Below are 18,891 nucleotides of genomic sequence, written 5' to 3'. Positions count from 1 at the left end.
CCGGCTGCTTGTGCGGTGGCTGGGTGTCACCAGGTGACACCCAGCCACCGCACAAGGGCCGGACGTCGCACCGTCAGAGGTGGACCGCGGGAAACGAGCCTGCCCGCGGCGAACTAGTCTTCGCACCATGACTGAGCCCACGCAGACCACGTCCCAGGAGGTGCGAGCAGCGCTCGCCGAGCTCCAGGGGCACGAGGCGTGGGCGCTCGTACGACTGGCGCGACGCGAGCCGGGCGACCCCGACGTCGTCACCTTCGTCGGAGGCAGCCGCAGCGAGGTCACCTCGCTGATGGACGTCCCGCTCGAGGAGGGTGTCCCGCCGGAGGGTCGCCGCTTCGACCGGTTGATCGCCGTCCCCTTCCACCAGGTGACCGAGCGCGGCTTCGAGGCGCACGACGACGGCACCCCGCTGGTCGTCGTCGACATCGAGACCGAGCAGCGCTTCGACGTCGACGCAGTGCTCGAGGCGATCACCGACGACGGGATCGACTTCACCGACCGGGGTGGGTTCCAGACCTCCGACTCCGACTACGAGAAGGTCGTCGAGACGATCATCCGCGACGAGATCGGGCAGGGCGAGGGCGCCAACCTGGTCGTCGGACGGCAGTACACCGCGGTCGTCGCCGACTGGGGCGTCAACAAGGCGCTGACCGTCTTCCGGCGCCTGCTCGACCGCGAGCGGGGGGCGTACTGGACCTTCTGTTTCTTCACCGGCGACCGCTTTCTGATCGGTGCCTCACCTGAGCGCCACGTCTCGGTGCACGGCGGCGACGTGCGGATGAACCCGATCTCCGGCACCTTCCGCGTCGGTGGCCGCTCCATTGCCGAGATGAAGCCGGCGCTGCTCGACTTCCTGCGCGACGAGAAGGAGATCTACGAGCTCTTCATGGTCGTCGACGAAGAGCTCAAGATGATGTGCGACATCTGCGACCAGGGCGGCATGGTGCTCGGCCCGTTCCTCAAGCCGATGACCCACCTGATCCACACCGAGTACCTGCTCGCCGGGCGCTCGAGCCGCGACGTCCGCGCGATCCTGCGCGACACGATGTACGCCGCCACCGTCACCGGCAGCCCCGTGGAGAACGCGTGCCGCCTGATCAAGAAGTACGAGGAGGTTGGCCGCGGCTACTACGCCTCCGCGCTCGCCCTGCTGGGCCGTGACGCGAGCGGCGAGCCCACCGCTGACTCGCCGATCGTGATCCGCACCGCCGACGTGAAGCTCGACGGCTCGCTGACCGTGACCGCCGGCGCGACGCTGGTGCGCGACTCCGACCCGGCGTACGAGGTGGCCGAGACCCACGCGAAGGCCGGCGGCATCCTGTCGGCCTTCGGTCTGGTGCCCGCCGCCGGCGCGCCCTCACAGGGGCTCGTCGAGCTCGCGAACGACGAGGACGTGCTGATCGCGCTGCAGTCGCGCAACCGCCGCCTGTCGACCTTCTGGTTGACCGATCAGGCCGGTGCGACGCCCAACCCGGCGATCGCCGGCAAGCACGTCGGGATCCTCGACGGCGAGGACGACTTCGTCAACATGCTCCGCCACGTGCTGCGGGTGATGGGGCTGACCAGCGAGGTGATCCGCCACGAGGCGTGGACCACCGAGGCGCTGGACCGTTTCGACCTGGTGATCGTGGGCCCCGGCCCGGGCGACCCGCGCGATGGCGACGCCCCCAAGCTGGCGCACTTCCGGGCTGCGACGCGTCGCCTCCTGGAGCGCGAGCAGAAGTTCCTGGCGGTCTGTCTCGGTCACCAGACGCTGTGCCATGAGCTCGGCCTCGACCTCGGCTTCAAGGAGATCGTCTTCCAGGGCACCCAGGCGTCGATCGAGATCGGCGACCGGGTCGAGCGCGTCGGCTTCTACAACACCTTTGTGGGCCGCGTCGGCGAGGCCGGTCTGCCGGCGGGCGTCACGGTCGACGCCGACCCTCAGACCGGCGACATCCACGCGGTGAAGGGCCCGCACTTCCGCGGCATCCAGTTCCACGCGGAGTCGATCCTGACCGAGCGCGGCTTCGACCTCATCAACGAGCTCGTCACCGACCTGCTCGTCGACTGACGTGGACGGGTGATCACGTGAGCCCCCGCGCCCGCCGGGTCGCTCGGGTCCCCCGTGTTCCCCGGGTCCCCCGTGTCGTGGTCGTCGACCACCACGACTCCTACACGTGGAACCTCGTCCACCTGGTCGCCAAGGTGACCGGCGAGCTGCCCGACGTCGTCCAGCACGACGAGGCGAGCGCGACGGATGTGCTGGCGTACGACGCCGTGATCCTCTCGCCCGGCCCGGGACGCCCCGATCGGGTCGCCGACTTCGCGGTCGGCGGTGAGGTGCTGCGCGAGGCCACCCGCCCGGTGCTCGGTGTCTGCCTCGGCATGCAGGGCCTCGTCACGACGTACGGCGGCAGCGTCGACCGGGTCACGCCCGCGCACGGCGAGGTGGCCCGGATCAGCCACGACGGTCGCGGGGTCTTCGCGGGCCTGCCGCCGGAGTTCGCCGCCGTGCGCTACCACTCGCTGGCCGCGCTCACCGTGCCCGATGCACTCGAGGTGACCGCCCGCGCCGAGGACGGCACCGTGATGGGCGTACGCCACCGCTCGCTGCCGCTGGAGGGCGTGCAGTTCCATCCCGAGTCGGTGCTCTCGGAGCACGGCGCCGCGCTGGTCGCCAACTTCCTGGCGTCCGTGCGAGCGGGGGACTCGTGAGCTCGCCCGAGGAGTACTTCGCCCGGATCGCCGCCGAGCGGCCCCGCTGCTTCTGGCTCGACGGGGGCGGCGCCCGGGAGTGGTCCGGTCGCCGCTCGATCATCGGCCACCTCGACCCCGGCGACGTCTCGCTCACCTTCCACGCCGCGACCCGGGAGGTGCGTCGCCACGTCGACGGGCGCACCACCGTCGTCGGCGACGACATCTTCGAGGTGCTCGGACGCGAGCTGGCCGACGGGCCGAATGACGCGCAGTGGTTCGGCTACTTCGGTTATGCGAGCCGCACCGACCTTCCCGCCCGCCCCGACCCGCGGATGCCGGACGCGGTGTGGATGCGGCCCAGCGTCGTCCGCTCCTTCACCCACCCGGCGACGCCGGAGTCTGCCCGGACACCGACCCCGGGTGATCAGGCGCCGGGCGATCAGGCGCCGGGGGAGCAGGCGCCGGAGGAGTCAGCACCGGTCCCACCTGAGTACGCCGCCGCCTTCGCGCAGGTCCAGGAGGAGCTGCACGCCGGCAACTCCTACGAGGTCAACCTCACCCACCGGGTTGCCACCGGCTTCGGCCTCGACCCGGTCACCGTCTACGGGCGACTGCGCACTCTCAACCCGGCCCCGTACGCCGGCTTCCTGCAGCACGACGTCGAGGGCGCGCGAGCCTGGCTGCTGAGTTCGTCCCCCGAGCGGTACGCGCTGGTGACGGCCGATCGGACGCTGGAGACCAAGCCGATCAAGGGCACCACACCGCGTGGTGCGACCCCCGAGGCCGACGCCGAGTCGCGCGCCCTGCTGGCCAGCGACTCGAAGTTTCGCGCGGAGAACCTGATGATCGTCGACCTCCTGCGCAACGACCTCTCCATGGTCTGCGAGCCCGGCAGCGTCGAGGTGCCGGCGCTGACCCAGGTCGAGTCGTACGCCTCGGTGCACCAACTCGTCTCCACGGTCCGCGGGCGCCTGCGGAGGGGCGTCTCGACGCTCGAGGCGCTGCGCGTGCTCTTCCCGGCCGGCTCGATGACGGGTGCGCCGAAGCTGCGCACGATGCAGATCACCGAGGTCGTCGAGGCGACCCCGCGGGGTGCGTACGCGGGCGCGTTCGGCTGGTTCTCCGCCGACGGCCGTGCCGACCTCGGCGTGGTGATCCGGTCGCTGATGACGGCCGGTGACGGCGAATGGGTGCTCGGTACGGGCGGCGGGATCACCGTGCGCTCCGAGGTGGGCGAGGAGTGGGCCGAGGCCCAGTGGAAGGCCGAACGGCTGCGACGGGCCCTCCTCGACCCGAGCTGAAATGCCACCTCAGACCGAGTGGACTGGACCGGTGTTCATCCAAATGGGGGATGCTGTGGCCAATCTCTCGCTCCCCCCGGATTTCCTTGTTTGACTGCTTTCACCGGGAGGGAAAACGGGGGACTGAACGGGCAGGGTGCGACGCAGGGGAGGGCGTCGCGCACTGCCCGTTCAGGCATTTCCCCAAGGTTCAACTGGTCAGCTGGTGGAGACCTGCCCCGAGCTGGTCGTCGTCTTGACGCCCGGGATCCACATCACCAGACGGGCGCCTCCATTGGGCGCCCGGTCGGCCCGCACAGCACCCGCGTGGCGCTCGGCCGCCTGCTGGACGATCGCCAGGCCGAGCCCCGAGCCGGGCATCGAACGGGAGTCGTCGGAGCGGTAGAAGCGGTCGAAGACGTGCGGCAGGTCCGCCTCGTCGATGCCCGGGCCCTCGTCGTCCACGGTCAGGACGCCGTCGACCAGGCGCACCGTGACGGTGCCCTCCTCGGGGCTCCACTTCACGGCGTTGTCGAGCAGGTTGGTGACCGCACGCTCCAGGGCAGCGGCATCGCCGCGCACTGCCCAGGTCTCGAGGTCCACGTCGATGGTCACCGTCTTCGCGCGGCGCCGCACCCGGGTGAGTGCCCGTTCAACGACATCGGCCAGGTCGACCTCTCCGATCACCAGGTGCATCGGCTCGTCGCGGGCCAGCTCGACGAGGTCGCCGACGAGCTGGGTCAGCTCCTGGAGCTGGGCGCGTACGTCGTCGAGCAGCTCGGCGCGGGCATCAGCGGGCAGGCCGTCCCCGGCCTGGGTCAGCAGGTCGATGTTGGTGCGCAGGCTGGTGAGCGGCGTACGCAGCTCGTGCCCGGCGTCGGCGATGAGGCGCCGTTCGCGTTCGCGGGAGACCGAGACCGCCCGCAGCATCTGGTTGAACGCCGTCGCCAGACGCGCCATCTCGTCGTCCCCGCCGACGGGCAGCGGACGCAGGTCCTGGGTGCGGGCGATCTGCTCGACCGACCGGGTCAGCCGGCGTACCGGGCGCAGTCCGTTGCGGGCCACCGCCCAACCGGCGACCGCGGCCGCCGCAACCCCGGCACCGCCGAAGAGCAGCAGCACCATGCCGAGCTTGCGCAACGTACGGTCCGTGTCGGCCAACGGCTGCAGCAGCACCAGCGCCGAGTTGGCGCCCGAGGGCACCGTGGCCACCCGGTAGCGGACCCCGCCCTCGGCCGAGATGGTGCGGATCGAGTTGTCGTCGAGGCCGGCGACGACCCGCATCTCGGGGCGTCCGAGCTTGACCTGGGGGCCGGTGTCGGCAGTCAGGACGGTGCCTTCGGAGTCGACGAAGGCGACCCGCACGTCGGCCGCCCCGAGCATCCATCCCGGCACCTCGCGCCGGGTCATCTCCGCGAGCGTCGAGTAGGAGGCGGCCTTGCTGGCCCGGTCGAGCAGCGACTGGTCCAGCGACGACTGGATCTGCATCCGCATGGTGACGAAGGCGGTGGCGGCGATGAAGGCGATCGAGACCCCCAGCGACAACGTGACCAGCAGAGCGACACGGCTGGCGAGCGAGCGGCGGTAGTGCCACCCCCGGCGCTCCCACCAGCGCGCACCCCACCGGGCGATCGCGTTCATGCGTCCTTCAGGACGTAGCCGACCCCGCGCACCGTGTGGATGACTCGCGACTCACCCTCCGCCTCGGTCTTGCGGCGCAGGTAGCCGACGTAGACCTCGAGGGAGTTGGCGGTGGTCGGGAAGTCGTAGCCCCACACCTCGTCGAGGATGAACGAGCGCTCGAGCACCCGCCGGGGTCGGCGCAGGAACATCTCCAGCAGGGTGAACTCGGTGCGGGTCAGCTCGATGAGCCGCTCGCCCCGGCGCACCTCGCGGCTGGCGAGATCCATGCTGAGGTCGCCGTACGTCAGCAACTCACCCGCCTCGTCGTCGCTGGGGGTGGCGCGCCGCAACAGGGCGCGTACGCGCGCCAGCAGCTCCTCGAGGGCGAACGGCTTGGTCAGGTAGTCGTCGGCGCCTGCGTCAAGGCCCTCGACCCGGTCACCGACCGCGTCGCGCGCGGTCAGGACGAGGATCGGCACGTCGTTGCCGGCCGAGCGCAGCGCGCGGGTCGCCTCGAGGCCGTCGAGGCGCGGCATCATCACGTCCATCACGATCAGGTCGGGCTGGGTGGAGCCGATCGTCGCGAGCGCCTCGGCGCCGTCACTGGCCAGCGCGACCTCGTAGCCGTTGTAGTCCAGGGATCGGCGCAGGGACTCGCGTACTGCCTTGTCGTCGTCGACGACGAGGATCTTCGGACGGCCGGGGGCAGACGAGGGGCTCACGCGACCACTGTGCCACCGCCGCCTGAGACAGGGCTGAAACCCGGGCGTGACACCGCGAAGAAGGTAGGGCGAGTCCTAGGCGTGGCGGGCGGCGATCGCTCCCGCGCGGGCGCCGTAGCTGCCGCCGAACATGCAGGCATGCACCAGGAGCGGGAAGAGCTGGTGGATCGGCTGCCGCTCCTCCCAGCCGTCGACGAGCGGTGAGACGTCGGCGTACGCCGCGGTGGCGCGTTGCAGGTGGGGGAGCCCGAAGAGCGCCAGCATGGCCAGGTCGGTCTCGCGGTGACCACCGTGCGCGGCGGGGTCGATCAGGTGCACCTGGCCGTCGAGGCCCCACAGGCAGTTGCCGTTCCAGAGGTCACCGTGCAGGCGCGCTGGGCCCTCCTCGGGGACCAGGTCGGGCAGTCTGCCGACCAGGCCCTCGACCGCGGCGGCGTCGGCCTCGAGGATCGCGCCGCGGTCGCGGGCGAGCTTGAGGTAGGGGAGCACCCGGCGGGTCGCGTAGAACTCCGCCCACGTCGGAGCCGGACGGTTGGGCATCGGGAGGCGACCGATGAAGGTGTCTGGCTGGTCAGCGTCCCCACCACCTGCGCCGTCGTTCTCGCCGCTCGAACCACCTACGGCTCCGTACGCCGGCGCTCCCGCTGCGTGGGTGCGCGCGAGGCGGGCGCCGAAGTCGCTGGCGGCCTCAGCGGTCGCACGGCCCGGCTCGATCCAGCGGACGATGATGCAGTCCGGCGCGACCGCGAGCACCTCGGCCACGGGGGCACCGTCCTCGACCTCGCGCAACCAGTCGAGGCCCGCGGCCTCGGCCTCGAAGAAGCCGACGGGCGGATGGGGCAGCGTCTTCATCAGCGCGGTGGTGCCGTCGTTGAGGCGCAGTCGGTGGGCAGTCGCGATGTCGCCGCCCGCCACGGGCGCAGTGCTCACCACCGGCCGACCCAGCAGGGCCTCGGCACGCCTGGCGACCAATGGGGCCCGGGTCATCGCGTGACGACACCCGCCACGAGCTCGACCAGATGGGCACTCGTGCGTTCGACCATGGACAGCACCTCCCCGAATCCTTCTTCGCCACCGTAGTACGGGTCCGGTACCTCACCGCCGGGAAAGTCCGGATCGAAGTCGCGGAAGAGGCGTACGCGCTCCGGCTCGCCGCCATCCCCGAGGCCCCGCACGTCGGCCAGGTTGGAGTTGTCCATCACCAGGATCAGGTCCGCCTCGTCGTGCCAAACGGCCTGGAACTGCTGGGCGCGGTGGCGGCTGGGGTCGTACCCGGCCGTGGTCAGGCTCTGCGCCGCGCGGGGGTCCATCGGCTTGCCGACGTGGTAGTCGGCGGTCCCGGCGCTGACGACCTCCACACGGTCGGCCAGACCGGCCGCGGCGACCCGCTCGGAGAAGACCACGTCGGCGACGGGGGAGCGGCAGATGTTGCCCAGGCAGACCATCGCGACCCGATAACGGCCCTCGTGGCGGGGAGCGGGCAGGGACGTCGCCAAGGATGTGGAAGGGGACGTCGAACGGGACAGGGAGGAGGAGGTGGGCGTGTCAGTCATCGCTCAGCACCATGTGGACACCGCGCTCGACGAGCGTGATCACCAGGGCGCCACCCAGCGCGACCCAGAAGCCCTCGACGGTGAAACCGATGCCCAGGCTCCCCGAGATCCAGGCAACCAGTTTCAGCATGAGCGCGTTGACCACGAGCAGGAAGAGACCCAGCGTGAGGATGATGAAGGGGAACGACAGCAGCGTGGCGATCGGCTTCACCACCAGCGACACGGCCCACATGATCACCGAGACCGCCACCAGCGGCAGGATCTTGTCCTGGAACTCCTCGCCGAAGGGGTCACTGACGCCGTCGAACGAGATGCCCGCGAACAACCAGGCAGCGACCGCGACGCCGGCCATGGTGGCGAGGAGGGATGAGAGGAAGCGCATGACCTCACTGTAGGCACACGCGACCAGTCGCGTCCCGGTGCGCGAGTTGGCCAGAAGGAACCGCGTTCGGTCGCGATAGGTTCCACCCGACCACGGGAGACCGCCAGTGCGCTCTGCCGGCGGATGCGAAGTAGGGGGAACCATGCGGAGCTCGAGAACGAAGACCTTGACCTGGGTGGCTGGAGCGATGGCTGCCTCGCTGGTGCTGCTCTCCGCCGGCCCGGCGCAGGCTGCGGATCCGTGGTGGTTCGAGAAGATGCGGATCGGCGACGCTCACGCGATCACCAAGGGTGGCGGGGCACGGGTCCTGGTCTACGACGCCGAGATCGACCCCACCGTGCCGGACCTCGAAGGTGCGAGCCTCGAATGGAGCACCCAGTGCGAGGCTGGTGAGGACAGTGCTGCGGAGAGCTACGACCCCACATCTGCGGCGACGAGTCCGGACGCCAGCCGTGGGACGGCCATGACCGCCCTCGTCGCGGGGCAGGGCAACGGCGGCATCGTCGGAGTGGCTCCTTCGGCGGCCGTGCTCTTCGTCGCCGGCGCTCCCGGGCCCGAGGAGTCCGACCACTGCGAGCGCCCGCTGGCTGACCTCGCTGCGCAGTTCCAGGCGCACATCGTGAGCCACTCCGGCAACTACCCGACCGACGACGCCCAGGTGGAGCGGTTGCTGAGCGACAACCGGGTCCTGGTGGCCGCGGCGGGTGACCTCGAGCCCCAGTTGGACGAGCCGGCGTCGCGCCTCGGCGTCGTGGCCGTGGGTGCGGCCGACCAGGAGGGCTACAACTGGACCGGCAATGCCGGGTTGCGGGCCGACGAGGAGGGCAGTACCGAGGTCCCCGAGCCGAACGGCGCGTACATCACGGTCCTGGCCCCCGGCGTCGACGTGCCCGCCGGGGCCAGCGACGACAGGAAGTGGGTGTCGGGCAAAGAGGTGACCGGTACCGCGCCTGCCACCTCGATCGTGGCCGGCGCACTCGCGCTGGTGAAGGCGGAGTACCCGAGCGCCACCGGGAATCAACTGATCCAGCACCTCATCCACGAGACGGGCGGCGACGAATTCGTGTTCCAACCGACCAGCGGCTTCGGCATTGTCTCGGTGACCAAGATGCTGGCCAAGGACCCGACCGGCTGGCCCGACATCAACCCGCTGATCGACACCCCTGAGGACATCATGGCCGTCTACCCGCCGGAGATCTACGGCAAGTACGCGGGTGCCACCGAGGTCCCGAGGCCGGAGGGGACCGCCTCGACGGACGACGCAGAGAAGTCTGCTGCCGACGAGAACGACTCCGTGGCCCAGTGGCCGTTGGTGGTCGGGGTCGGGGTGCTCGTCCTCGCTCTTATGGGTGGCCTGGTGTTCTGGTTGACGCGCCGCCGCCGCGCCTCGGACGACTCTGTCCAGGAGTGACGGTCCGGGAGTGACGGTCCGGGAGTGACGGTCCAGGAGTGACGGTCCAGGGGTGACGGTCCAGGGGTGACCTCAGGTCAGCGCGACCGGGTCAGGCGGATGCCCGACGCGTGAGCTCTCTGCCAAGAGGATCCCGACGACCACGGTGATGCAGCCGGCGACGGCGACCGCACCGAGGGCCTCCTGGTGCCACGCCCAGCCGAGGGCCGCTGCGCCGACGGGCTCGAGCATCGCGATCGCGGTCACGGCGGTCGCGGGGATGAAGCGCAGAGCGGCGAGCTCGACGCCGAACGGCACCAGCGTGCCCAGGAGGATGATCGAGGCCACAGGCATCCAGAGCGGCAGGGACAGGTGGTCGAGGTTGCCCTGCAGGGACACCCGCTGTCCGAGGGCGGCGTCGATCTGCCAGGAGGGCTGGACGAGGTTCATCGCCACCGCAGCCACGCCGAAGGACCACAGCATCGTGCCGACCGAGCTCATCGAATGCTGGATCCGTTCACCCAGGAGGAAGTAGCCGGCGAACGCGACGGCGGCGCCCAGTCCGGCGAGCACCCCGAAGGTGTCGAAGGCTGCTCCCTTCCAGGCCTCGGTCGCGGCGGCGAGCCCGATGATCGCCAGGCCCAGACCCCACCACAAACGGGCGGTGACCTTGTTGCCCTGCACGAACTTCGCCCACAGGGCGACCAGGAAGGGTGCCTGGAACTCCAACAGCAACGCCAGGCCGATGGTGAGGCGGTCGATCGCCACGAAGTAGAGGAACTGAAGCGCCGCCACGCCGACCAACCCGAGCCCGAGCACCAGCCAGAGCTCCCGGCCCCGCGGGACACGCAACGCGCTGCGCCGAGCATCGGGCCGGAAGAGGGCCACCACCACGAGCAGGACCACGAAGGTGCCGGTGACGCGGATCGAGGTGAGTTCGAGGGAGCTGATCCCGGCGCGCAGGGCGACCCGGGAGACTCCGGAGTTGAGGATGAAGAGGGTGGCGCCCAAGGTGACCAGACCCACGCCCACCCCGCGGTTCGTGGACACGCACGCATTGTCCCGCAGGTAGGTTCTCCCGCGTGGACGTGGGGATGCTCAGCGGCGGTGGGGTGACGACGATGCTGGCCGGAGTCGCCCTGGCCGGGGTCGTCGCTGGGCTCCTGGGAGCGCTGTTGCGCCGCAGCCTCCCCTTCGTCTCGGCCTGGGCCATCGCCGGCTTCGTCTTCGCGGTGGCCTGCATCGGCGTGCTGACCCTGACCCCGGCGTACGAGGTCCCGTCGGTGGTCCTGGCGGAGGACAGGCCCACGTCGTGCTCGCTGGACTACGGCGGTCCCTCGCCCGACGGCTTCTGGATCGTCGGTGGCGGACAACGACTGCTCAACATGGTCGTCTTCGCGCCGGCCGGGGCGTTGTTGGTCCTGGCCGTCGGACGGTGGCGGGTCGGAAGGGTGTTGGCGCCGCTGGGCCTGCTCGGCCTCTTCGGCTACTCGGTGGCGATCGAGTGGGCGCAGCTCGAGGTGGCGCGGATCGATCGGGCGTGCGACATCACCGACATGGTCGACAACGCGCTCGGTGCCCTGGTCGGATTCGGAGTCGGTCTGGTGCTGCTGGTCGTCCTGCGGCCGTGGCGGGGCGCGGGCCGCCGAGGGGTCGACCGGACTGCCTGACGGTTCATTGAAAATTGGACCAACCCGGCCTAGGGTGGCTGCATGAGCGATGACCTGACGCCGAAGTACACCGAGAAGGGCAAGTCCTTCGAGCGCGACATGGACTACATCCCCGACCGCATCCTGGCCGGTGCTGCGCCCGCGGACCCGCTCGAGTCGACGTACGGCGCCCGCAGCGACGTGCCCGTGTGGCCGGTGGAGCCCGGTCGCTACCGTCTCGTCGCCGCGCCCGCCTGCCCGTGGGCCAACCGCACCCTGATCGTGCGCCGCCTGCTCGGCCTCGAGGACGTGATCAGCGTCGGCAAGCCCGGGCCCACCCACGACAAGCGCTCGTGGACCTTCGACCGCGACCCCGGCGGAGTCGACCCGGTGCTCGGGATGGAGCGCCTCCAGGAGGCGTACCTCAACCGCTACCCGGACTACTCGAAGGGCATCACCGTGCCCGCGATGGTCGAGATCGACTCCAAGCAGGTCGTCACCAACGACTTTCCATGGATCACCCACGACCTCTACTTCGAGTGGAAGGAGCACCACCGCGAGGGCGCTCCCGACCTGTGGCCGGCCGAGCTCCGCGAGGAGATGGAGACCGTGATGAAGCGGGTCTTCACCGAGGTCAACAACGGTGTCTACCGCTGCGGCTTCGCCGGATCGCAGGAGGCGTACGAGGCTGCGTACGACCGTCTCTGGGCGGCGATGGACTGGCTCGAGGAACGTCTGGCGACGCGTCGCTACCTGATGGGGGACGCGATCACGGAGGCCGACGTACGCCTCTTCACGACGCTGGCGCGCTTCGACGCGGTCTACCACGGCCACTTCAAGTGCAACCGCAACAAGCTGACCGAGATGCCGAACCTGTGGGGCTACGCCCGCGACCTCTTCCAGACCCCCGGCTTCGGGGAGACGATCGACTTCGAGCAGATCAAGGAGCACTACTACGTGGTGCACACCGACGTGAACCCGACCGGGATCGTGCCGAAGGGGCCCGAGCTGGACTCCTGGCTGACGCCGCACGGGCGCGAGGTGCTCTGAACCACCTCGTACGGTGGCGGTCGTCACTCCGCCCGCTCAGCGTGGAATCGCCGATCCGTGGCGACGGCGGGGCGCGACCTACAGTTGATCGGTGAGTGAGACCGCAGTGCGTCCCCCGGGACGTCCCGACCCCCAGCGTGGCCCCCGGACCAACCCCGGCAACTCCAGTCCGATCGCCTCCTCGCGACGGCGCTGGGCGGCGCTGGTCGTCCTGATGCTCCCGGTGCTGCTGATCTCGGTCGACAACACCGCGCTCTCCTTCGCCGTCCCCTCACTGGCCCGCGACCTGCAGCCCAGCGCCACGCAGTTGCTGTGGATCGTCGATGCGTACCCGTTGGTGCTCGCGGCGCTCCTGGTCGCCATGGGGTCGGTGGGTGACCGGATCGGTCGTCGCCGCCTCCTGCTGATCGGCGCCACCGGCTTCGCCGTGGTCTCCGCGGTCGCCGCCTTCGCCCCCAGCGCTGGGTGGTTGATCGCCGCCCGCGCCGCGCTCGGCTTCTTCGGCGCGATGCTGATGCCGGCGACGCTGTCGCTGCTGCGCAACATCTTCACCGAGGCCGACGAACGCCGGAAGGCGATCGCGATCTGGGCCTCAGGCTTCTCCGGCGGCGCGGCGCTCGGTCCGATCGTGGGCGGGTGGCTGCTCGAGCACTACGAGTGGGGCTCGATCTTCCTGATGGCGGTGCCGGTCCTGGTGCCGCTCCTGGTGCTCGGCCCGGTGCTGCTCCCGGAGTCGAAGGACCCCGAGCCCGGGCCGGTCGACCCGGTCGGAATCGCCCTTGCCGTCCTCGGTCTCGGTGGGATCGTCTTCGCGATCAAGGCCGCCGGCGGTGGGGACCCGGCCCTCGTGGTGCTGGCCGCCGCCGTGGTCGGGATCGCGTCGGGGGTGGGCTTCGTGCGCCGGATGCTGCGCCTCGACCAACCGATGCTCGACGTCCGCCTCTTCAGCAACCGGGTCTTCTCCGGTGCTCTGGCCACCAACCTGGTCGCGGTCTTCGCCTTCGTCGGCTTCATCTACTTCCTCAGCCAGCACCTGCAACTGGTCGCCGGTCACTCGCCGATGGTCGCCGGCTGGCTGATGGTGCCCGGCCTGGTCACCACGGTCATCTTCGGACTGATCGCCGTGCCCCTGGTGCACCGGATGACGCCGGCCAACGTGGTGGTGGTCGGGCTGTTGCTCAACACCTTGGGCTACGCGATGGTCGCGCTCTTCGGCGCGGACGGCGCCCTGCTCGCCCTGCTGGGTGGTTTCGTGGTGCTCTCCGCCGGGGTCGGTCTCTCCCAGACCATCTCCAACGACCTGGCGCTCAGTGCGGTGCCACCGGAGAAGGCCGGGCCGGCGGCTGCGGCCTCGGAGTCGGCGTACGAGGTCGGCGCGGTGCTCGGCGTGGCCGTGCTCGGCTCGCTGCTCAACGTCGCCTTCCGCACCGGCGTACAACTGCCGACGGGCCTTGACCCCACGCAGGCGGCGCTGGCCGGCGAGACGTTGGCCGGTGCGGTCGAGGTGTCTGAAGGTCTGCCCGCCGCGCTCGGCGAGGCCCTGTTGCTCTCCGCCTCCCAGGCCTTCGACCACGGGGTGGTGCTGACCGCCGGGTTGGGGGCGGTGCTCACCGCGGTGATGGCACTGGTGGCACGCCGGGCCCTGCGGGCACCGGACCCGCTCGACTGACGACCACCATGTCGGAAGCTCGCCCCGGATTCGGCCCCGGAGGCCTCGAATGACGGCGAACCTCCGACGTGGTGGCTGTCGGTCCGTTCACCAGTCGGTGCGGTGGCACTCGTGGTCGGCTCCCTCGACCTGCAGGGTTGCGTGCTCGACGTGGAACCGCTCGCGCAGCACCCCGGCAGCGGCGGCGAGCACCTCGTCGGTCCGTCCCTGGGTCGCCACGAGGTGGGCGGTGGCGACGTTCATCCCCGACGTCAGGCACCACACGTGCAGGTCGTGCACCTGCGTGACGCCCGGCACCGCGCTCAGCGCGGCCTCGACCTCGGCCGGGACGATGCCGGCGGGCGCGTGCTGGCCCAGCACGGTGACCACCTCGCGGCCCAGGAAGAAGGCCCGGACCAGGACGAAGAGCGCGATCGCCAGCGCCACGCCCGTGTCCCAGAGTGAGTTGCCGGTCCACAGGACCAGCGCCCCGGCGGCGATCACGCCGACCGAACCGATGGTGTCGGCGAGCACCTCGAGGTAGGCGCCCTTGATGTTGATCGACTCGCTCGCGCCACCCTTGAGCAACGCCAGCGCGACCAGGTTGGCGAGCAGGCCGAGCGCGCCGACGACCATCATCGGGATGCTGGCCACCTCGACGTCGTCACCGATGCGCTGCCGTGCCTCGTTGAGGATGAAGACCGCGACGCCCACCATCAGCAGGGCCGTGAAGCCCGCCGCGAAGACCTCCGCGCGGTAGGAACCGAACGTACGCAGGCCGGTGCGATCAGGGCGGGTGGCGACCCGGGTGGCGGCCAGTGCGGCGCTCAGGGCGAGCACGTCGGCGGCCATGTGACCGGCGTCCGAGAGCAGTGCCAATGACTGCGCCAGAAAACCCGCGACGAGCTCGACCACGAAGAAGGTGGCGATGACCGCCAGTGCCAGGGACAGACGCCAGCGGTGTCGGGCGCCGGCGTGGGCGCCGATGCCGTGTCCGTGTCCGTGTCCGCTCCCGTTCCCGCTCCCGCTCCCGGAAGCCCCGGGCTGTGGTGTCGTGGTCATGGGGACAGGGTAGGTTCTACCTGAGATGTGTCCTGGGTCACACCCATTCCCGGATGCGTCCACTGACGTCATGGCGGACCGGCGACCCCGGGCTCCGCGACTGCGAAGGGAGCGCCCCGATGAACGAACTCGTCCAGCTGCTGACCCCCGAGGGGGAGCGGGTCCACCCCCCGGACCACGACCAGGACTTCGACGCCGAGACGCTGCGCGGGTTCTACCGCGACATGGTCCTCGTACGCCGCATCGACACCGAGGCGACCGCGTTGCAGCGGCACGGCGAGCTCGGGTTGTGGGCGCAGCTGCTGGGCCAGGAGGCCGCCCAGATCGGGGCGGGGCGGGCGCTGCGGGCCCAGGACCACGTCTTCCCGACCTACCGCGAGCACGGCGTCGCGTACACGCGCGGCATCGACCCGCTCGACCTGCTCGGCCTCTTCCGCGGGGTCGACCACGGCGGGTGGGATCCGGCCCAGAAGCACTTCGGGCACTACACGATCGTGATCGGCGCACAGACCCTGCACGCGGTCGGTTATGCGATGGGCATGCAGCGCGACGGAGTCATCGGTACCGGCGACCCCGACCGCGACGCAGCCGTGGTGGCCCACTTCGGCGACGGCGCCTCGAGCCAGGGCGACGTCAACGAGGCATTCATCTTCGCTGCGTCCTACAACGCACCCGTCGTCTTCTTCTGCCAGAACAACCAGTGGGCGATCTCCGAGCCGATCGAGCGTCAGTCCCGGATCCCGCTCTACCAGCGTGCGCGTGGCTTCGGCTTCCCCGGCGTGCGGGTCGACGGCAACGACGTGCTCGCCACGTACGCAGTCACCCAGGCCGCGCTGCAACGCGCACGCGACGGTGAGGGGCCCACCCTGGTGGAGGCGTACACGTACCGGATGGGGGCCCACACCACCACCGACGACCCCACCCGCTACCGGCTCAACGCCGACCTCGAGCACTGGAAGCTCAAGGACCCGATCGCTCGGCTGGAGGTCTACCTGCGCCGCCACGGACTGGTCGACGACGCCTTCCTGGCCGACCTGAAGAGCGAGGCCGACGCGTTGGGCCACCACCTGCGCGAGGGGTGCAAGGCGATGCCCGACCCGCCGCCCACCGCCATCTTCGACCACGTCTACGCCGAGGAGACCGAGGAGTTGCGCGCCCAGCGCGAGGGTTTCGTCGCCTACCGGGAGACGTTCGAGGCGCACCACCCCCAGGAGGTCGCGCGATGAGCGCCGCCGGCACCGAGACCACCCAGCGCATCACTCTCGCGAGGGGCCTCAACGCCGGCCTGCGCCGCGCGATGGAGGACGACGACAAGGTCCTGGTGATGGGCGAGGACGTCGGCAAGCTCGGCGGCGTCTTCCGGATCACCGACGGGCTGCAGAAGGACTTCGGCGAGGACCGCGTCATCGACTCCCCGCTCGCCGAGGCCGGCATCGTGGGCACGGCAGTCGGCCTGGCGCTGCGCGGCTACCGGCCCGTGGTGGAGATCCAGTTCGACGGCTTCGTCTACCCCGCCTACGACCAGATCGTCTGCCAGGTCGCCAAGATGCACTACCGCTCGCGCGGCCGCTCGAAGATGCCGATGGTGATCCGGATCCCCTTCGGTGGCGGCATCGGTGCCGTCGAGCACCACTCCGAGTCTCCCGAGGCGCAGTTCGCGCACACGCCGGGCCTCAAGGTCGTGGCCTGCTCCAACCCGGTCGACGGCTACTGGATGATCCAGCAGGCGATCGCCTGCGACGACCCGGTGATCTTCCTCGAGCCGAAGCGGCAGTACCACGCCGACAAGGCTGACCTCGACGTCGACGTCGACGCCACTCCCGATCCGCTCTTCGCGAGTCGGGTCGTACGCCGCGGCGACGACGTCACCGTGCTCGCGTACGGCCCCCAGGTGAAGATCGCGCTCGCCGCCGCCGAGGCCGCCGCGGCGGAGGGACAGTCGCTGGAGGTCATCGACCTGCGCACCCTCTCGCCGCTCGACATGGGCCCCGTCCTCGCCTCCGTACGCCGCACCGGACGCGCCGTCGTCACCCACGAGGCGCACGTCAACCTCGGGATGGGCGCGGAGATCGCGGCCCGGATCACCGAGGAGTGCTTCTACTCGTTGGAGGCGCCGGTGCTGCGCGTCGGCGGCTACGACACCCCCTACCCCGCGTCACGCAACGAGGAGGAGTTCCTGCCCGACCTCGACCGGGTGCTGGACGCGGTCGACCGGAGCCTGGACTTCTGAAGGAGACGAGATGGCTGACTTCCTGCTGCCCGACGTGGGTGAGGGGCTGACCGAGGCCGAGATCGTGACCTGGCGGGTCGCGGTGGGCGACGTGGTCGAGATCAACGACGTGCTGGTGGACATCGAGACCGCGAAGTCGATCGTGGAGTTGCCCTCGCCGTACGCCGGTGAGGTCACGGCGTTGCTGGTGGCCGAGGGCGACATGGTCCCGGTGGGTGAGCCGATCATCTCGATCGGCGAGCCGGTCGCAGGTGACCTCGAGATCGACCTCTCCAACCCGGCGGCGAGCGGACGTACGGAGGGCGAGAGCCTCGTGGGTCGCAACAAGGCCGAGCGTGGGCCGCAGCGGCGTCCGCGGCGGGGTGCGGCCTCACCGTCGACGCTGGCCGGCGCCACCGCCCAGATGCAGCTCCAGGGCGCCTTCGCGCCCGGCGGTGCGCAGAGCCAGGAGGTGGTCAGCGCCGACGAACCGGCCGTACCTGCGCCCCCAGTCGCCGCAACGTCATCACCGCCGGCCGCTGGAGCGACCGCTCGTGATGACGTCTCGCGTCGCCCGGCGGTACGTCCCTTGGCGAAGCCGCCCGTACGGGCACTGGCCCGCGAGCTGGGGGTGGACCTGTCGTCGGTGACACCGAGCGGTGCGGGTGGTGTGGTGACCCGCGACGACGTGCTCGCCGCATCCGGTGCCTCCGCCGACACCGCCCCCTCCGCAACGTCATCAGGATCCGCACCCAGGACGACCGCTCGTGATGACGTCCCGACGCATCGTCGTGCAACGTCATCACCTCCGGTCGCCGGGGCGACCGCTCGTGATGACGTCCGGGAGGGTGGTGACCCGCGCGAGCGCCGCGAACCCGTCAAGGGCGTACGCAAGCTGATGGCGCAGGCGATGAGCGACTCGGCCTTCACCGCGCCACACGTCACCGAGTGGGTCACCGTGGACGTCTCTCGCAGCCTGCGGTACGTCGAGCGTCTGCGCCAACGACCCGAGTACGCGGGGGTCAAGGTCACCGCGCTGCTCCTGCTCGCGCGGGCATGCATGTTGGCGATGAAGCGGACGCCGGAGATCAACTCGACCTTCGACGCAGGCGCCGGTGAGCACGGCGAGATCGTCTTCAAGGACTACGTCAACCTGGGGATCGCGGCGGCGACGCCGCGTGGCCTGGTCGTGCCGAACGTCAAGGAGGCCCACACGATGCGGATGCTCGACCTGGCCCGCGCGCTGGGCGAGCTCACCGCGACGGCGCGCGACGGACGTACGCAACCCGCCGCCATGGCCGGCGGCACCTTCACGATCACCAACATCGGCGTCTTCGGGATCGATGCGGGCACGCCGATCATCAACCCCGGCGAGTCCGCGATCCTGGCCTTCGGGGCGATCTCACGGCGACCATGGGTCGATGAGGAGTCCGGCGAGATCGTGGCGCGCGACGTGACCACGTTGGCGTTGTCCTTCGACCACCGCCATGTCGACGGGGCGGCCGGCTCCCGATTCCTGGCCGACGTCGCCTCGATCATGCGCGATCCGGCCAACGCGTTGCAGTTCTGATCTGACAACTCTGTCAACGGGGAGGGTTTCAGGCATCAGGTGCCTGAAATCCTCCCCGTAGTCATGCCGACACT

17 protein-coding genes are annotated in these 18,891 nt (G+C 70.4%); 10 read left to right on the top strand and 7 right to left on the bottom strand.

The features are described from left to right. Positions 1-127 precede the first annotated feature (127 nt). From DNK52_RS06935 to DNK52_RS06925, 3 genes are read left to right on the top strand one after another with little or no spacing between them, the layout of a single operon-like run. Complete coding sequence (locus tag DNK52_RS06935) at positions 128-2,053, top strand: anthranilate synthase family protein (protein WP_110240256.1); 1,926 nt, start codon at positions 128-130, stop codon at positions 2,051-2,053. A 17-nt stretch (positions 2,054-2,070) separates the two neighbouring features. Further along, a complete protein-coding gene (locus tag DNK52_RS06930) occupies positions 2,071-2,697 on the top strand; it encodes an anthranilate synthase component II (protein WP_110240255.1) in 627 nt (208 codons plus the stop codon). Further along, the gene (locus DNK52_RS06925) at positions 2,694-3,980 is read left to right on the top strand and encodes an anthranilate synthase component I family protein (protein ID WP_110240254.1); all 1,287 of its coding nucleotides are present in this window, start codon (positions 2,694-2,696) and stop codon (positions 3,978-3,980) included. Before DNK52_RS06930 ends, DNK52_RS06925 begins: the two co-directional genes overlap by 4 nt. Positions 3,981-4,178: 198 nt before the next feature. Here DNK52_RS06925 and DNK52_RS06920 read toward each other — a convergent pair whose 3' ends face one another. From DNK52_RS06920 to DNK52_RS06900, 5 genes are all read right to left on the bottom strand, one after another. Further along, the gene (locus DNK52_RS06920; RefSeq protein WP_110240253.1) at positions 4,179-5,600 is read right to left on the bottom strand and encodes a sensor histidine kinase; all 1,422 of its coding nucleotides are present in this window, start codon (positions 5,598-5,600) and stop codon (positions 4,179-4,181) included. Then, positions 5,597-6,304 (bottom strand): response regulator transcription factor, encoded by a 708-nt coding sequence (locus DNK52_RS06915; RefSeq protein WP_110240252.1) that lies wholly within the window; start codon positions 6,302-6,304, stop codon positions 5,597-5,599. The genes DNK52_RS06920 and DNK52_RS06915 overlap by 4 nt, the downstream gene beginning before the upstream one ends. A gap of 75 nt (positions 6,305-6,379) precedes the next feature. Next, positions 6,380-7,291, bottom strand: a complete 912-nt coding sequence (locus DNK52_RS06910; RefSeq protein ID WP_110240251.1) for a fructosamine kinase family protein — start codon at positions 7,289-7,291, stop codon at positions 6,380-6,382. Next, on the bottom strand, positions 7,288-7,857 hold the full coding sequence (locus DNK52_RS06905; RefSeq protein WP_110240250.1) for a low molecular weight protein-tyrosine-phosphatase: 570 nt from the start codon (positions 7,855-7,857) through the stop codon (positions 7,288-7,290). The genes DNK52_RS06910 and DNK52_RS06905 overlap by 4 nt, the downstream gene beginning before the upstream one ends. Next, positions 7,850-8,239: a phage holin family protein gene (locus DNK52_RS06900; protein ID WP_110240249.1), complete on the bottom strand. Its 390-nt coding sequence runs from the start codon at positions 8,237-8,239 to the stop codon at positions 7,850-7,852. Before DNK52_RS06900 ends, DNK52_RS06905 begins: the two co-directional genes overlap by 8 nt. Before the next feature lie 142 nt (positions 8,240-8,381). Here DNK52_RS06900 and DNK52_RS06895 point away from each other — a divergent pair, with 142 nt between their 5' ends. Continuing rightward, the gene (locus tag DNK52_RS06895; RefSeq protein ID WP_110240248.1) at positions 8,382-9,650 is read left to right on the top strand and encodes a S8 family serine peptidase; all 1,269 of its coding nucleotides are present in this window, start codon (positions 8,382-8,384) and stop codon (positions 9,648-9,650) included. Between the two features lie 72 nt (positions 9,651-9,722). On the opposite strand, the gene DNK52_RS06890 is transcribed toward DNK52_RS06895, so the two are convergent. Then, positions 9,723-10,679 (bottom strand): EamA family transporter, encoded by a 957-nt coding sequence (locus DNK52_RS06890; RefSeq protein ID WP_110240247.1) that lies wholly within the window; start codon positions 10,677-10,679, stop codon positions 9,723-9,725. Positions 10,680-10,711: 32 nt separating this feature from the next. Here DNK52_RS06890 and DNK52_RS06885 point away from each other — a divergent pair, with 32 nt between their 5' ends. From DNK52_RS06885 to DNK52_RS06875, 3 genes are all read left to right on the top strand, one after another. Further along, a complete protein-coding gene (locus tag DNK52_RS06885) occupies positions 10,712-11,299 on the top strand; it encodes a VanZ family protein (RefSeq protein ID WP_110240246.1) in 588 nt (195 codons plus the stop codon). 42 nt (positions 11,300-11,341) lie between these two features. Continuing rightward, entirely contained in the window at positions 11,342-12,328 is a 987-nt protein-coding gene (locus DNK52_RS06880; RefSeq protein ID WP_110240245.1) for a glutathione S-transferase family protein, read from the top strand. Between the two features lie 91 nt (positions 12,329-12,419). Continuing rightward, positions 12,420-13,997, top strand: coding sequence for an MFS transporter (locus DNK52_RS06875; RefSeq protein ID WP_239455430.1), 1,578 nt, complete (start codon positions 12,420-12,422; stop codon positions 13,995-13,997). 87 nt (positions 13,998-14,084) lie between these two features. Here DNK52_RS06875 and DNK52_RS06870 read toward each other — a convergent pair whose 3' ends face one another. Beyond that, positions 14,085-15,038 (bottom strand): cation diffusion facilitator family transporter, encoded by a 954-nt coding sequence (locus DNK52_RS06870; protein ID WP_110240244.1) that lies wholly within the window; start codon positions 15,036-15,038, stop codon positions 14,085-14,087. Positions 15,039-15,157: 119 nt separating this feature from the next. Here DNK52_RS06870 and pdhA point away from each other — a divergent pair, with 119 nt between their 5' ends. The 3 genes from pdhA to DNK52_RS06855 are packed head-to-tail and all read left to right on the top strand — an operon-like array spanning position 15,158 to position 18,817. Further along, positions 15,158-16,264 carry a pyruvate dehydrogenase (acetyl-transferring) E1 component subunit alpha gene (gene pdhA / locus DNK52_RS06865; protein ID WP_204163427.1) on the top strand — a complete coding sequence of 369 codons (1,107 nt, stop codon included), beginning with the start codon at positions 15,158-15,160 and terminating at the stop codon, positions 16,262-16,264. Next, positions 16,261-17,268, top strand: coding sequence for an alpha-ketoacid dehydrogenase subunit beta (locus DNK52_RS06860; RefSeq protein ID WP_110240242.1), 1,008 nt, complete (start codon positions 16,261-16,263; stop codon positions 17,266-17,268). The genes pdhA and DNK52_RS06860 overlap by 4 nt, the downstream gene beginning before the upstream one ends. Before the next feature lie 10 nt (positions 17,269-17,278). Further along, positions 17,279-18,817 carry a dihydrolipoamide acetyltransferase family protein gene (locus DNK52_RS06855; RefSeq protein WP_110240241.1) on the top strand — a complete coding sequence of 513 codons (1,539 nt, stop codon included), beginning with the start codon at positions 17,279-17,281 and terminating at the stop codon, positions 18,815-18,817. Positions 18,818-18,891: the final 74 nt, after the last annotated feature.

Origin of the sequence: Nocardioides gilvus (genome assembly GCF_003194605.1) — a bacterium.
GTDB lineage: Bacteria > Actinomycetota > Actinomycetes > Propionibacteriales > Nocardioidaceae > Nocardioides > Nocardioides gilvus.
Note: the sequence above shows the minus strand (reverse complement) of the source record. Positions and strands in the feature narration are given on the sequence as shown.